The sequence below is a fragment of the Planobispora rosea genome (assembly GCF_014648175.1).
Taxonomy (GTDB): Bacteria; Actinomycetota; Actinomycetes; order Streptosporangiales; family Streptosporangiaceae; genus Planobispora; species Planobispora rosea.
In genome coordinates this window covers 73,710-87,936 of the sequence record NZ_BMQP01000015.1, presented here as the reverse complement: position 1 = coordinate 87,936, position 14,227 = coordinate 73,710, and the positions used below count along the sequence as shown (strand labels likewise).

13 protein-coding genes are annotated in these 14,227 nt (G+C 71.0%); 1 reads left to right on the top strand and 12 read right to left on the bottom strand.

Annotation, left to right across the window (positions count from 1 at the left end; all coding sequences use genetic code 11):
• Window positions 1-55: 55 nt before the first annotated feature.
• Entirely contained in the window at window positions 56-643 is a 588-nt protein-coding gene (locus IEZ08_RS16905) for a TetR/AcrR family transcriptional regulator (RefSeq protein WP_068927653.1), read from the bottom strand.
• Window positions 644-814: 171 nt separating this feature from the next.
• Here IEZ08_RS16905 and IEZ08_RS16900 point away from each other — a divergent pair, with 171 nt between their 5' ends.
• Entirely contained in the window at window positions 815-1,381 is a 567-nt protein-coding gene (locus IEZ08_RS16900; protein ID WP_068927651.1) for an isochorismatase family protein, read from the top strand.
• Window positions 1,382-1,455: 74 nt separating this feature from the next.
• Here the strand turns inward: IEZ08_RS16900 and IEZ08_RS16895 are convergent, their stop codons facing one another.
• The 11 genes from IEZ08_RS16895 to IEZ08_RS16845 form a co-directional block, all read right to left on the bottom strand.
• Window positions 1,456-2,382, bottom strand: a complete 927-nt coding sequence (locus IEZ08_RS16895; RefSeq protein WP_068927649.1) for a LysR family transcriptional regulator — start codon at window positions 2,380-2,382, stop codon at window positions 1,456-1,458.
• A 52-nt stretch (window positions 2,383-2,434) separates the two neighbouring features.
• Entirely contained in the window at window positions 2,435-3,616 is a 1,182-nt protein-coding gene (locus IEZ08_RS16890; RefSeq protein ID WP_189242480.1) for a glycine C-acetyltransferase, read from the bottom strand.
• Window positions 3,616-4,644, bottom strand: a complete 1,029-nt coding sequence (tdh, locus tag IEZ08_RS16885) for an L-threonine 3-dehydrogenase (RefSeq protein WP_068927645.1) — start codon at window positions 4,642-4,644, stop codon at window positions 3,616-3,618. Before tdh ends, IEZ08_RS16890 begins: the two co-directional genes overlap by 1 nt.
• Window positions 4,645-4,891: 247 nt before the next feature.
• Window positions 4,892-6,484, bottom strand: coding sequence for a cellulase family glycosylhydrolase (locus tag IEZ08_RS16880; protein WP_068927643.1), 1,593 nt, complete (start codon window positions 6,482-6,484; stop codon window positions 4,892-4,894).
• Window positions 6,485-6,821: 337 nt separating this feature from the next.
• Complete coding sequence (locus IEZ08_RS16875; RefSeq protein ID WP_068927641.1) at window positions 6,822-7,931, bottom strand: SPFH domain-containing protein; 1,110 nt, start codon at window positions 7,929-7,931, stop codon at window positions 6,822-6,824.
• A 3-nt stretch (window positions 7,932-7,934) separates the two neighbouring features.
• Window positions 7,935-8,372 (bottom strand): NfeD family protein, encoded by a 438-nt coding sequence (locus IEZ08_RS16870; RefSeq protein WP_068927639.1) that lies wholly within the window; start codon window positions 8,370-8,372, stop codon window positions 7,935-7,937.
• Between the two features lie 130 nt (window positions 8,373-8,502).
• Window positions 8,503-9,669 carry a L,D-transpeptidase gene (locus IEZ08_RS16865; RefSeq protein ID WP_068927637.1) on the bottom strand — a complete coding sequence of 389 codons (1,167 nt, stop codon included), beginning with the start codon at window positions 9,667-9,669 and terminating at the stop codon, window positions 8,503-8,505.
• 89 nt (window positions 9,670-9,758) lie between these two features.
• A complete protein-coding gene (gene fahA / locus IEZ08_RS16860) occupies window positions 9,759-10,904 on the bottom strand; it encodes a fumarylacetoacetase (protein WP_068927635.1) in 1,146 nt (381 codons plus the stop codon).
• On the bottom strand, window positions 10,901-11,761 hold the full coding sequence (locus IEZ08_RS16855) for a hypothetical protein (RefSeq protein ID WP_229803188.1): 861 nt from the start codon (window positions 11,759-11,761) through the stop codon (window positions 10,901-10,903). Before IEZ08_RS16855 ends, fahA begins: the two co-directional genes overlap by 4 nt.
• Window positions 11,743-12,912, bottom strand: a complete 1,170-nt coding sequence (locus tag IEZ08_RS16850) for a homogentisate 1,2-dioxygenase (RefSeq protein WP_068927633.1) — start codon at window positions 12,910-12,912, stop codon at window positions 11,743-11,745. Before IEZ08_RS16850 ends, IEZ08_RS16855 begins: the two co-directional genes overlap by 19 nt.
• A 172-nt stretch (window positions 12,913-13,084) precedes the next feature.
• Complete coding sequence (locus IEZ08_RS16845; protein ID WP_068927631.1) at window positions 13,085-14,062, bottom strand: aldo/keto reductase; 978 nt, start codon at window positions 14,060-14,062, stop codon at window positions 13,085-13,087.
• Between the last annotated feature and the right edge of the window lie 165 nt (window positions 14,063-14,227).

The window sequence follows — 14,227 nt, the reverse complement described above, 5'->3', positions numbered from 1 at the left end:
CGCCCGGCCACCGCGCCCCGGGCCCGGAGCGTCGGCTCCGGTCAGGACCGGGGGCTCAGAAGCCGAGCAGGTCGCGCAGGCTCTCCACGACGGCCTGCGTCTCGACCGCGGGGGGATCCAGCCGGTGCTGGATCGCGCAGCCGATGAGCACACCCAGCACCGCGACCGCGGTGTGCTCCGGTGATCGTCGTAGGGACGTCCCGGCCAGCTCGGCCCATTGGCTCAGGCCGTCCGCCAGCAGGGTCCGGATCTCGGCGTACCGCCTGGCGAGGAGGTCGCCGATGTGGGAGTCGCGCGCGCCGTGCAGCCACAGTTCCATCTCCAGCAGGAGCCATGGCACACCGCGATTCCCGTCGGTGATCGCTTGGTACACCGCGGACAGCCGGTCGTCGAGCCCGGGTCTGTCCCCGAACGCGGTGAGCAGCTCGTCCGCGACCTGGTCCTTCCACACCTCCAGCAGGGCCAGCAGCAGGCCCTCCTTGCCGCCGAAATGGTTGTAGAGAGCGCCGGTCGTACGGCCCGCGGCGTCCGCCACGGCCTCGGCCGACACGGCGTGGAACCCCTTGGCGGCGAACAGGTCGGAGGCCGCCTCGATCAGCCGGGCGCGGGTCTCGGCCCTGCGCTGCTCCTGCGTCCTCGCCACACTCGCCTCAGAAATATCGGGATCCCTACATACCTTCACTTTCCGATATTTCATGATGTGCGCGGTACGTCAAGAGGTGCGGAGGAGACGGCTCTCTGTCGGCGGCCCGGTCTACTGTGGGGCGACGCATGATCCTGAACGCATGATCTATACGGGAACCGGGAGGCCCCCATGACGACCCTGCCCGACCGGCCGAACACCGCGCTGCTGGTCATCGACGTCCAGAACGGGGTGGTGGCCGCCGCCCACGACCGCGACCGCGTGATCGCGAACATCGACAGCCTGGTCGCCAAGGCGCGCGCGGAGGGCGTTGCGGTGGTCTGGGTGCAGCACTCCAGCGACGAGCTCAAGCGGGACAGCGACGCCTGGCAGTACGTCCCGGAGCTGGTCCGCCAGGATTCGGAGCCGCTGGTCCACAAGAACTACGGCGACTCGTTCGAGGCCACCGAGCTGGAGGCGCTTCTCGCCGAGCGCGGGGTGGGCCGTCTCGTCGTCACCGGAGCCCAGACCGACGGCTGCATCCGCTCGACCATGCACGGGGCCTTCACCCGCGGATACGACGTGACACTGGTCGGCGACGCGCACACGACGGAGGACTTCAGCGCGTACGGCGCACCGCCCCCGGAGCAGGTGATCGCGCACACCAATCTCTACTGGCAGTGGCAGGACGCACCCGGGCGCCGCGGGGGGACCGTCAGCACGGCGGAGGTGGCCTTCACGGCGGACGACGCGGGCTGAGCCGGCTGGGAGCCGGAAGCGGACCGGCAGGTGTTCCGACGCCGTCGTCCACCGGTCACCCGGCGGGCGGGAGGTCAGTCCGGAGGGGTGTGGCGCAGGGCCGCCGCGGCGCGGTGGAGGGCGTCGAGAAGGGGGATGAGCAGGGGGTGGCGCTCCGCGCCGCGCCGTACCGCGGCGAAGACCCGGCGCTGCGGGCCCTCGACCGGGCGGATCACCACGCCGGACAGGTCCGTGCCGCGCAGCGCCAGGCGGGGCACCATCGCCACGCCCGCCCCCGCCCCGGCCAGCGCGACCACCGCGCTGAAGTCGTCGGAGGAGTGGGCGAACTCCGGGGTGAAGCCCGCGTGCTCGCAGGCCAGGGCGATCACGTCGTGGCAGGGGTTGCCCGGGTAGGGGCCGATCCAGGTCTCGCCGGCCAGGTCCGCGACGGTGATCGGCCCTCCGCCGTCCGTCCCGGCCAGGCGGTGGCCGCGCGGGAGGACGACGTCGAACGGCTCGGCGTACAGCGGGATGCGGGACAGACGGCGGTCGTCCTCGGCCGGAGCCCCGCGGTACTCGACGGAGACGGCGACGTCCACCTCGCCGTCCAGCACCATGGTGAGGCTCTGGTCGCCCTCGGCGTCGAGGACCCGTACCTGGATGCCGGGTTCCTTCTCCCTGAGCGCGCTCACCGCCGGGGCGACCACCAGCCCGATCGCGGTGGCGAAGGAGGCGACCTTCACCTCGCCCGCCGTACCGGTCGTGTAGGCGGCGATGTCGGCCCCGGCCCGTTCCAGCTGGGCGAGGACCTCGTTGGCGTGGCCGAGCAGGATGCGCCCCACGGCGGTGAGCCGGACGCCCCGGCCGTCACGCTCCAGCAGCCGGTGGCCGACCTCGTGCTCCAGGGCGACCAGCTGCTGGGAGACGGCGGAGGGGGTGAGGTGGAGCGCCGACGCGGCGGCGGTGACCGTCCCGTGGTCGGCCACCGCGCGCAGGGTCCGCAGCCGCCGTGTGTCAATCACGCTTCCATTGTCGGGCAGGGCGGCCGATGCTCTCCGGTTCCACCGCGAAGGACTATCCCCGGGCGGTGACGAACGCCTCCACGGCCCGGTCGACGTCCTCGGTGGAGTGGGCCGCCGAGAGCTGGACCCGGATGCGGGCCTGGCCGTGCGGGACCACCGGGTAGGAGAAGCCGATCACGTAGACGCCCTGTTCGAGCAGGCGATCCGCCATCGCGCCGGCCTCGGCCGCGTCGCCGATCATGACCGGGACGATGGGGTGGTGGCCGGGCAGGATGTCGAAGCCCGCCTCGGTCATCCGGGTGCGGAACCGCTCGGTGTTGGCGCGCAGCCGCTCGCGGGCGTCGCTGGAGCCGCTGATCATGTCCAGGACGCGCAATGAGGTGGCGGCGATCATCGGGGCGAGGGAGTTGGAGAACAGGTAGGGGCGCGAACGCTGGCGCAGCAGTTCGCCGATCTCCTTGCGGGCCGCCGTGTAGCCGCCGCTCGCCCCGCCGAGAGCCTTGCCGAGCGTGCCGGTGATGATGTCGACCCGGTCGCGCACGCCGTACAGCTCGGGGGTGCCCGCGCCGTTGTCGCCGATGAAGCCGACCGCGTGCGAGTCGTCGACCATGACCATGGCGCCGTACCGCTCGGCCAGGTCGCAGATCTCGTCCAGCGGGGCGAAGTAGCCGTCCATGGAGAACACGCCGTCGGTGACGATCAGCTTGCGCCGGGCGTCGGCGGCCTCCTTGAGCCGGGCCTCCAGCTCGGCCATGTCGCGGTTGGCGTAGCGCAGGCGGCGGGCCTTGCACAGCCGGATGCCGTCGATGATGCTCGCGTGGTTGAGCGCGTCGGAGATCACCGCGTCGCGGTCGTCGAGCAGGGTCTCGAACACCCCGCCGTTGGCGTCGAAGCACGAGCTGTACAGCACGGCGTCCTCCTGGCCGAGGAACTCCGCCAGCCGCGCCTCCAGCTCCTTGTGCACCTCCTGGGTGCCGCAGATGAAGCGGACCGAGGCCATGCCGAAACCCCAGCGGTCCAGCGCCTCCTTGGCGGCGGCGACCAGCTCGGGGTGGTCGGCCAGGCCCAGGTAGTTGTTGGCGCAGAAGTTCAGCACCTCGCGGGGCCCGTCCGCGGCGGAGACGGCGATGCCGGCCCGCTGCGGGGTGGTGATGACCCGCTCCGGCTTGAGCAGGCCCGCCGAGGCGATCTCGTCGAGGGTGGCGCGCAGGTCGTCGCGGATGTCGTCGAACATCAGGCCGTCCAATCCATGATGATCTTGCCGGTCGTGCCGCTCGCGGCGGTGTCGAAGGCCGCGTCGAAGTCGCGGTAGGAGAAGCGGTCGGTGATGACGGGGGACAGGTCGAGGCCCTTCTCCAGGAGCACCGACATGGCGTACCACGTCTCGAACATCTCCCGGCCGTAGATGCCCTTGATCGTGATCATCGAGGTCACGACCGTCGAGAAGTCGACGGCGAACTCCTCGGCGGGGAGGCCCAGCATGGCGATCTTCCCGCCGTGGGTCATGCTCGCGATCATGTCGCGGAGCGCCTGCGGGTGCCCGGACATCTCCAGGCCCACGTCGAAGCCCTCGCGCATGCCGAGCCGCTCCATGCCGTCGGGGATGGACGTCTCGGCCACGTTCAGTGCGAGACTGACCCCGAGCTTGCCGGCGATGGCCAGGCGCTCGGGACTGACGTCGGTGATGACCACGTTGCGCGCGCCCACGTGGGTGGCGACCGCCGCGGCCATCAGCCCGATCGGCCCGGCCCCGGTGATGAGCACGTCCTCGCCGACCATCGGGAACGACAGGGCGGTGTGCACGGCGTTGCCGAACGGGTCGAAGATCGCAGCCACGTCGGGGTCCACCGGGACCCGGTGCACCCACACGTTGGAGGCCGGCAGCGTCACATACTCGGCGAAGGCGCCGTCGCGGTTCACCCCGAGCCCGATCGTGTTGCGGCACAGGTGGCGCCGCCCGGCCATGCAGTTGCGGCACTTCCCGCAGACGATGTGCCCCTCGCCGCTGACCAGGTCCCCGACCGCGATGTCCTCCACGCCCGGAGCCACCTCGACGACCTCACCGCAGAACTCGTGCCCCACGATGAGCGGGAGCGTCAGGGTCTGCCGCGCCCACGCGTCGAAGTTCCGGATGTGCAGGTCGGTGCCGCAGATCCCGGTGCGCAGCACCCTGATCAGCACCTCGCCCGGTCCCACCGTGGGCTCGGGCACGTCCGTCAGCCACAGGCCGGGCTCGGCCCTCTCCTTGACCAGTGCCTTCATCACGAATCCCCCCTCGGTACAGACCTTACGCACTGTGCCGGGTCGGCTCCGGAGGTGTCCATCGCGGTTTTCTTAATCCCGCCCACAGTTCGGCTTCACACTCGGTACGGCTCTGCCCCGCGGCGGCACGGCCATGCCGGTCCGGGAACGGGGAGAGGGCCCCTCCCGCGCGGGAGGGGCCCTCTCGATCGGGCCGGACCGGCGGGGTCCGGCGGGTTGGACCAGCCGATGGGGAAGGGGAAGGAGATCAGCTGGTGGGGAAGTTGTCCGCGGTGCGGATGCGGTCGCGGATGTAGACGCCCGACTGGTTGAGCACCCCGGTACCCGCGAAGGTACCGCCCGAGCAGGTGCCGGGCTTGAAGGCGGCGCTGCTCTCCGGGGCGTCGGAGTAGGTCCAGTTGGCGTAGCTGATCTTCAGCTGGTCCAGCATGTCGATCCAGGCGGCGGTGCTGGCGAGGTCGACCTCACCGTTCCCGCTGGCGGTCACCGTGCCGAACTCCGAGACGAACAGCGGGAGCTTCGCCGCCGCCCGGCTCACCGTGGCCCGGTAGTTGTCCTTGTGCGAGGCGGCGTAGAAGTGGAAGGCGTACATGATGTTCTCGGCCTTGACCGGGTTGTTGACGATCTCGGTCTCGTTGGAGCCCTCCGAGACGCCCAGCGACGACCACGCCCGGGTGCCGACGATGACCACCGCGTCCGGGTCCGCCGCCCGGATCACCGGGATGACCTGCTCGGCGTAGTTCTTGATCGACGCCCAGCTCACCCCGTTGGGCTCGTTGGCGATCTCGTAGATGACGTTGTTCTTGCCGGCGTTGCGGGCGGCGACCGAGGCGAAGAAGGTCTTCGCGCGGGCCAGGTTGTAGTTGGGGTCGCCCGGCGTCAGCGTGTGGAAGTCGATGATCGCGTACAGGCCGCGCGCCGTGGCCATGTCGACGTACTTGTTCACCTGCTCGGTGAAGGCGGCCGGGTTGGTCTCGTACCCGCCCTCCTGCACGTACATGGAGACCCGGAAGAGGTCGGCCTTCCAGTCGCCTGCGAGCGCGTCCAGCGAGGCGTCGGTGTAGCACTTGGGGAACCACTGGATGCCGTGGGTGCTCATGCCGCGCAGCTGGATCGGGCGGTTGTACTTGTTGCACAGGTAGACGCCGCAGACGTGCAGCTTGCCGTTGATCGCGACGGGGGTGCCGGTGGCGGGGACCGTCGTGGTCGTCGGCGTGGGCGTCGGCGTGGCTGTACGCGTCGGCGTCGGCGTCGGCGTGGCCGTGCGGGTGGGTGTGGGCGTGGGGGTCGCCGTGCGCGTCGGCGTCGGCGTGGCCGTACGGGTCGCCGTGGGCGTGGGGGTGGGCGTCGCGGTACGGGTCGCCGTGGGCGTCGGCGTCGGCGTGGCGGTCGGCGGCGCGGGCGGCCTCGTGGCCGTGTCGTTGCAGGTGACGCCGTTGAGGGTGAACGTCGTCGGGATCGGGTTGCCGCCGGTCGTGGTCCCGATGAACCCGATCTGCGCCGACTCCCCGGTGGACAACGACTTGTTGTAGGCGACGTTGGCGGCGGTGACGGCGGTGCCGTTCTGGTCGTAGACCGCCGACCAGCCGTGCCCGACCTTCTGTCCCGAACTCGGGAAGGAGAAGCCGAGCTTCCAGCCGTCGACGGCGCTGCCGAGGTTCTTGACGGTGATGTTGGCGCTGAAGCCGCCCGGCCAGCTGCTGGTGGTGTAGGTGACCGCGCAGCCGGGGGCGGTGGCCATGGCGTTGCCGACGGGCATGGCCGCCAGCGAGCCCAGCGCGAGCGCGACGGTGGCGCCGATCCTCAGGAATCCGCGGCGCGGACGCGCGAGAGGTTTCACGACAGTGGCCTTTCGTTCTCTGGTCCGGCCCTGGCGAGGAGGGACGGCGGAACGACTTCCCGGCGTGTCACCCCTCGCGGACCGTATGGAGGAGGGGCCGTGGGAGGCCCCGAGCACTGCAAAGTCCGGAGGGGTTTCTACCAGTTCGATGGCTGCGAGCCACATTTGAAGGGATGTGACCGGTTGTCGAACCGGCGGCCGGAGATCCGCCGAATCCCCTCTTGTCCCTGCTCACACGTCACTACACGATACGGCCGGCCGCCGCGGGCGCCGATGAAAGTTTCATCGCGGACGCGGCGGGCCGGCCGGCCGGTGGACGGTGCGGTGCCCGCGGGGGTCAGGGAGCGGACTGCCGCCGCTCCTCCTGAAGCCGCTCCTCCTGGGGCCGCTCGTCCTGGAGATGGGCGAGGGCGTCGGGGGTGACGGCGCCGGGCCCGATCTGGCGGGGACCGGTGCCGGTGTCGGCCTCGCTGGCCTCCGCGACCGCCTCGGCGGCGGCCTGCTGGGCCTGGGCGGCCTCCTTCGCGGCGGTGGACCGGTCCTCGTGGGAGACCTCGCGGGTGGCCGGGGACTGGGGGAGGGACTCGGTGAAGGCTCGGGAGACGCCCTGCAGGGCGGAGGTGACCTCGCTCGGGATGACCCAGAAGGTGTTGCCCTGACCCTTGGCGAGCTCGGGGAGCACCTGGAGGTACTGGTAGGCCAGGAGCTTGGGGTCGGGGTCGTTGCGGTGCACGGACTGGAAGACCTCGTCGATGGCCTGGGCCTGGCCCTGGGCCTTGAGGATGGCCGCGCTGCGCTCGCCCTCGGCGCGCAGGATGGCGCTCTGCTTGTCACCCTCGGCGGTGAGGATCTGCGACTGGCGCTGGCCCTCGGCGTTGAGGATGGCGGCGCGCTTGTCCCGCTCGGCGCGCATCTGCTTCTCCATCGCGTCCTTGATGGTCTTCGGCGGGTCGATGGCCTTGATCTCGACCCGGTTGACCCGGATGCCCCACTTGCCGGTCGCCTCGTCGAGCACGCCCCGGAGCTGGCTGTTGATCGTGTCGCGCGAGGTGAGCGTCATCTCCAGGTCCATGGAACCGATGACGTTGCGCAGGGTGGTGACCGTCAACTGCTCGATCGCCTGGATGTAGTTGGCGATCTCGTAGGCCGCCGCGCGCGGGTCGGTGACCTGGAAGTAGAGCACGGTGTCGATCTCGACGACGAGGTTGTCCTCGGTGATGACCGGCTGCGGGCGGAAGGAGACGACCTGCTCGCGGAGGTCGATCATCGGATAGACCCGGTCGATGTAGGGGATCACGAAGTTCAGGCCGGGCTTGAGCGTGGTGTGGTAGCGGCCGAGCCGCTCGACGTTCCTGGCTCTCGCCTGGGGTACGATCCGCACCGATTTCATGACCGTGAAGACGGCGAACAGGACGACGAGTATCCCGACGATCAGCAACGGATCCATGGGTCACTGCTCCCTGGGGTAGACGAGGGCGGTCGCGCCCTCGATCTCGATGACGTCGACGGTCGCCCCGGCCGGGATCACCAGCGTCTCGTCGTAGGCCCTGGCCGACCACTCCTCGCCGCCGATCTTCACCCGGCCCTCCCTGCCGGTCACCTCGCTGGTCACGTAGGCGGTCTTGCCGACGAGCGCCTGGACGCCGAAGCGCTGGCCGAGCGGGGGCGGCCTGAGGTGCCGCCGGGCGACGGGCCTGATGACGACGACCCCCGCGGCGAGGGAGCCGGCGAAGACGACGAGCTGGAGCGGGACGGGGAGGCCGATGAGGGCGCCGAGGGAGGCGATCAGGGCCGCGCCGCCGATCAGGCCCAGCGCGGTGGTCAAGGTGAAGATCTCGGCGACGCCGAGGACTACTGCGAGGATCAACCAGATGATCCAGTCGTCCATGCTCAGGCCCTCCTACCAGTGCAACGGGTCCGGCATCCGGAAGGTTCCTGTTCCTACCGTATGTCGTCGCCGACGCACCTGACAGTGGGGGGATGGATCGGCTCTCACCGTACGGCGGCGCCGGGGCCGGTCAGGAGCCGGAGTGCAGGGCGCTTCCCTTGAGCCAGTCGTTCCAGGGGAGCTGCCAGTAACCCCAGCCGTTGTCCCATTCGAGCTCGCGGTCGGTGCCGCGGATGATCACGGGGTCGCCGCGCAGGGAGGTGGTGTAGAACCAGGCGGCCTGGTCGGGACGGGCGTTGATGCAGCCGTGGCTGACGTTGACCCGGCCCTGGGCCCAGACGTTCCCCTTGGCGTGCACGTACTCGCCGCTGTTGGAGATGCGCACGGCATGGCTGATCATGACGTCGTAGTAGCCGGGGTCGCCCTTGCTCCGGTTCGGGGAGATCATCCGCACCGGGTTGCTCTTGTCCATGGTCAGGTGCACGCCGCTCGTCGTGGTGTACTCCCGGGTGGTGGCCATGCCCGCGCTGATGGCCATGCGCTGGACGATCTTCCCGTCGCGCCGGACCACCATCTGGTGGGTCCGGGTGTCGATGGTGCTGATCTGCGAGCGTCCGACGGTGAAGCGCGTGACGTGGTCCTCGGTTCCGTACATCCCCTTGTCCGCGCGGACGCCGGTCAGGTGCGCGGTGAAGCCGACCTGCTGCCCGGCAGGCCAGTAGTGCCGGGGGCGGTAGATCGCCCGGGTGTCCCCCGTCCAGTGCCAGGCGCCCTCGACCGGCGTTTCGGACCGTACCGTCAGGGCCTTCTCGACGGCGGCCTTGTCCCGGATCGGCACGTCGAAGTCGACGATGATGGGCATGCCGACGCCCACGGTCTCGCCGGGCTCCGGCAGGACGGACACGATGCGGAAGGTCCGCTTGGGGGTGAGGGTGCGGAACCTGCCGGTGGTGCTCGCCGAGGTGCCGTCGGGAGCCGCCGCGATGGCGCTCACCGCGTAGTCCTGGCCGGGGGCCAGCGGCCGGTCGGAGCGCCAGACGGTCCGGGTGGCGTCGAAGCTGCCCGGCACCGGCACCCCGCCGGCGTAGACGACCACCCCGGTCAGCGTGCCCTGGCTGGCCTGGACGGTCAGGCCCCGGCCGGTGGGGGCCCGTTCCGAGCCCGGGCTCGGGTAGATCTGCACCGCGGGCGCGGCCGCCTTTCCCGCTCGCTCCCCACCGCCGTCGGCGGCCGTGGAGCAGCCCACCAGGGCGAGCAGGAGGAGAAGGACAGGGAGAGGGGCCGCGGCGCGCCGCATCGATTCCTGCTTTCGGGGAGTTCACGGACGGTCGGCTGCCAAGATTAGCGCTCAGTGAGCGCCTAAGCACGCCGAGTCACATCGTGGACTTACCTCGCAGGGTTGACGGTTCCCGACACCTCGCCCAGGGCGATCACGTTCCCGTCCGGGCCCGGCGCGGTCGCGGTGATCGTGACGGTGTCGCCGTCCTCCAGGAAGGTCCGCACCGACCCGTCGGACAGCTTGATCGGTTCGGTTCCGTTCCAGGTCAGCTCGATGAACGAGCCGCGCTGGCCCGCCTCGGGGCCGGAGACCGTGCCGCTGGCGTACAGGTCGCCGACCCTCAGGGAGGCGCCGTTGACGGTCATGTGGGCGAGCATCTGGTCGGGCGTCCAGTACATCTCCCGGTACGGCGGGCGCGAGACGACCTCGCCGTTCAGCCGGACCTCCAGGGCCAGGTCGAGCCCCCACTGCCCGGCGCGTCGCAGGTAGTCCAGGGGCTCGGGGTCCTGCGCGCGCCCCGGGACGCGGGCGGAGGCGAGCGCCTCCAGCGGAGTGATCCACGGGGAGATCGAGGTCGCGAAGGATTTACCGAGAAAGGGCCCCAGCGGAACGTACTCCCACGCCTGGATGTCCCGGGCGCTCCAGTCGTTGACCAGCGTCACACCGAAGACGTGATCTTCGAACCGGCCCGCGCGCCCGCCCAGCGGGGACGGCCCGCCCACCACGAAGCCGAGCTCCGCCTCGATGTCCAGTTTCGCGGAGGGGCCGAAGACCCCGGCGCCGCGCTGCCCGGACGGGCGGACGATCGGGGTGCCGGAGACGACGACGGTCCCGGACCGGCCGTGGTAGCCGACCGGCAGGTGCCGCCAGTTGGGCTTCAGCGGCTCCTCGTCGGGGCGGAACATCCGGCCGAGGTTGGAGGCGTGCTCCAGCGAGCAGTAGAAGTCGACGTAGTCGCCCACCTCGATCGGCAGGTGCAGCCTGACCCGGTCCAGCGGGATCAGGTGCGGCTCGACGGCGGCCGGGTCGGTGGCCAGCTTGTTGCGGATCACCGCGCGGGTGTCGCGCCAGGCGGCGGAGCCGCGGGCCATGAACGCGTTGAGCGAACCGGTGGCGAACACCTCGTCGTGCAGCGCCCCGGCCAGGTCGAGCACGTGGTCGCCGTACCGGACGCCCACGCGGGGCGTCTCACCGCCGGTGCGGGAGAACACCCCGTAGGGCAGGTTGTCGAGGCCCCAGGGGCTCGCGGTCATCGGTCGTCCTCCTTGGTCAGCCTGGTCAGCCCGAGGGCGCGCAGATCGTCGATCGGGGTGCTCGTGCTGCACGAGCCGTAGGACACCAGCAGCTCTCTGGCCCGCCGCGCGGTCTCGTCCGGTACGGCCCGCGCCAGCCGGACCAGCTCGCCCACGTCGGTCAGCTTCAGCACCGGCACAGGGTCGCGTCCCTCGACGGCCGCGACGACCGCGAGGACCAGGTTGAGGAAGCCGTGCCGGTCGGTGCCGAGCGCCGGGTCGAAGTGCCGGACCGCGTGGTGCAGCCCGGCGGTGGCCTTGAACGGGATGCCGTGGCCCGCGCAGTGGGAGATGAAGGCGCCGAGGTCGTGCGGGCTGGGGAAGGACTCCGCGGAGGACCCGCCACATCTGATCTTCAGGCCGGTCCCCTCCGGCGGGGCGACCGGGAGCTGAGCCGCGGTGACCTCGACGAACCGGCGCGCCCTCGTGCCGGGAGGCCCGGGATCGGCGGGGATCTCGATCCGTCCGGACGGTGTCTCGAACCGGGCGCCCGGGATCTCGACGAGTTCCACGTCCAGGCCGTCGAGCGGCGGCAGGTCCGGAGTGTCGAGGATCAGCCCGAGCCGGATCGGGAAGGACAGGGCGGCGCGGAGCGCGGGCAGCCGGCTCGCCGGGCACAGGAAGCGGTGGGTGAGGACCGGGTGGCCCGCGTCCAGGTCGCTCCGGTGTCGGGCCAGCGCCTCGTCCATCGGCAGGGCGGTGGGCGGGAACAGCCCCGCGTCGTCGACGAGGTCGCGGAAGAGTCTCGTCGTCATCATGCTCGGGGGAGTCGCGGGAGTCGCGGGAGTCGTCGCCATGGTCATCGCGCCCAGGTCCACGCGTAGCCGGGGTCCTCCACCGACAGGGCGGCGGGGCCCAGGTCGAGGGGGCGGAAGGTGTCGACCATGACGGCCAGTTCGTTGGTGCGGGTGTGTCCCTGCCGTACCGCCTCGATGACCGCCTCGACGGCGCCGGGCTGCGGGCCGTGGGTGAACCCGGCCGGGTGCAGCGAGATCGAGCCGACGTCGATGCCGGAGCCCTTGCGCGCGCTGTAGTCACCGCCGGCGTAGAACATCAGCTCGTCGGAGTCGACGTTGTGGTGGTTGTACGGGATCGGCACGGCCTCGGGGTGGAAGTCCAGCGGCCGGGGGCAGAAGGAGCAGATCACGAAGTTCGGGCCCTCGAAGGTCTGGTGGACCGGGGGCGGGGCGTGGATGCCCTTCACGATCGGCTCGAAGTCGTTGATGTTGAACGCGTAGGGGTACAGGCAGCCGTCCCAGCCGACCACGTCGAAGGGGTGGTTGCGGTAGACCAGCCGGGTCAGGCCACCGCGCGTGCGGACCAGCACCGGCACCTCCTCGCCCTCGACGATCAGCGTCTCCTGCGGGCTGCGCAGGTCGCGCTCGCAGTAGGGGGCGTGCTCCAGGAACTGGCCGTACTTCGACAGGTAGCGCTTGGGCGGGCGGATGTGCCCGGCGGCCTCGATGACGAAGGCCGTCACCCGGCCGTCGGGCACCCAGCGGTGGATCGTGCCGGTCGGGACGACGACGTAGTCGCCCTCGGCGGCCTCCAGGGCGCCGTAGGTGGACTCGAACACGACCCGTCCGCTGGCGATGTAGACGCACTCGTCGCCCATGGAGTTGCGGTAGAGCTCGCTGGGGGCCTCGGTCGCGACGTACGACATGCGGACGTCGGCGTTGCCCGCCAGCAGCCCGCGCCCGGTGACCAGGTCGCCGCCTGCCGGGAGGTCCTGGGTGCGGAAGTGGCGGGGGGAGAGGGGCAGGTTGGGGGTCAGAGCCGAGGCGGCGGGGGGCTCGACCGGCTCGGCCTTGAGGATCGCGGTGGGGAGGTGCCGGTGGTAGAGGAGGGACGAGTCGCTGGAGAACCCCTCCTCGCCCATCAGCTCCTCGGCGTACAGCCCGCCGTCGGGTCGCCGGAACTGGACGTGTCGCTTACGGGGTACCTCGCCCACGACGCGGTAGTACGGCATCTGCTCTCTCCCGCCCTGCTCGCTTTAGAGTGTCCGCTTATCGGACATTAACGTCCTTTATACGAACAACCATCCGTCACCGTGTGGGAGATGTCAAACATGGGCCGGGGTGCCGCCCGCGAGCGGCGGAGGGCGGCGGGCCGGGGCCGGTCCCCGCCCGCCGCCCCTCCCGTCACCAGCGGTGGTGCACCTGGGGCCGGATCAGCTCGTCGTAGACCTCCTGTACGGCGCGCAGCGTCTCCTCCGGCAGGGACTCCGCCCGGTCCGCCGCCGCGTTGGCGCGGGCCTGGGCGGCGTTGCGGGCACCGGGGATGACCACCGACACACCCGGCTGGTCGAGGATCCAGCGCAGTGCGAACTGCGCCATGGTCAGCCCCTCGGGCACCAGCGGGGCCAGGCGGCGCACCGCGGCCAGGCCGGTGGTGTAGTCGACGCCGGAGAAGGTCTCGCCCACGTCGAAGGCCTCGCCGTGCCGGTTGTAGGTGCGGTGGTCGTCCTCGGCGAAGACCGTGGACTCGTTGTACTTGCCCGACAGCAGGCCGCTGGCCAGCGGGACGCGGGCGATGATGCCGACCCCGGCCTCGGCCGCCGCCGGGAGCACCCGCTCCAGCGGCTTGAGCCGGAAGGCGTTGAGGATGATCTGCACGGTCGCCACGCCCGGCCGGGCGATGGCGGTCAGCGCCTCCTCGCAGGTCTCCACGCTCACCCCGTAGGCGGCCACGCGCCGCTCCTGCACGAGGGTGTCCAGGGCGTCGAAGACGGCGTCGGCGGAGTAGACCGGGGTGGGCGGGCAGTGCAGCTGCACCAGGTCGAGGGTGTCCACGCCGAGGTTGGCGCGGGACCGGTCGGTCCAGGCGCGGAAGTTGTCGAGGGTGTAGGCCGACGGCTCCTGGGCCACCCGGCGGCCCATCTTCGTGGCCACGGTCAGGCCGGGCCTGTCCTTGACGAACTGCCCGATGATCCGCTCGCTGCGGCCGTCGCCGTACACGTCGGCGGTGTCGATGAACGTCGTGCCGGCATCCACGGCGGCGGTGAGAATGGCCAGCGCCTCGTCCTCGCCGACCTCGCCCCAGTCGGCGCCCAGCTGCCAGGCGCCGAGTCCCACGACGCCGACCTTCTTGCCCGTTTTGCCCAATGTGTGCTGTTTCACGGGCACGATCGTAACTCCGGCTCCGTCACCGGGGTGGATCCGGGCCCGGCCCCGGTTCCCGGCCCGGACCTGCTCGGTTTCCCCTGGCTTGTGCTCAGGCGGGCGATGCCCGTGCCGATGGAGAACACGATACGCACCGGGCCGGTTACGGGGAGAAGGGGAGTC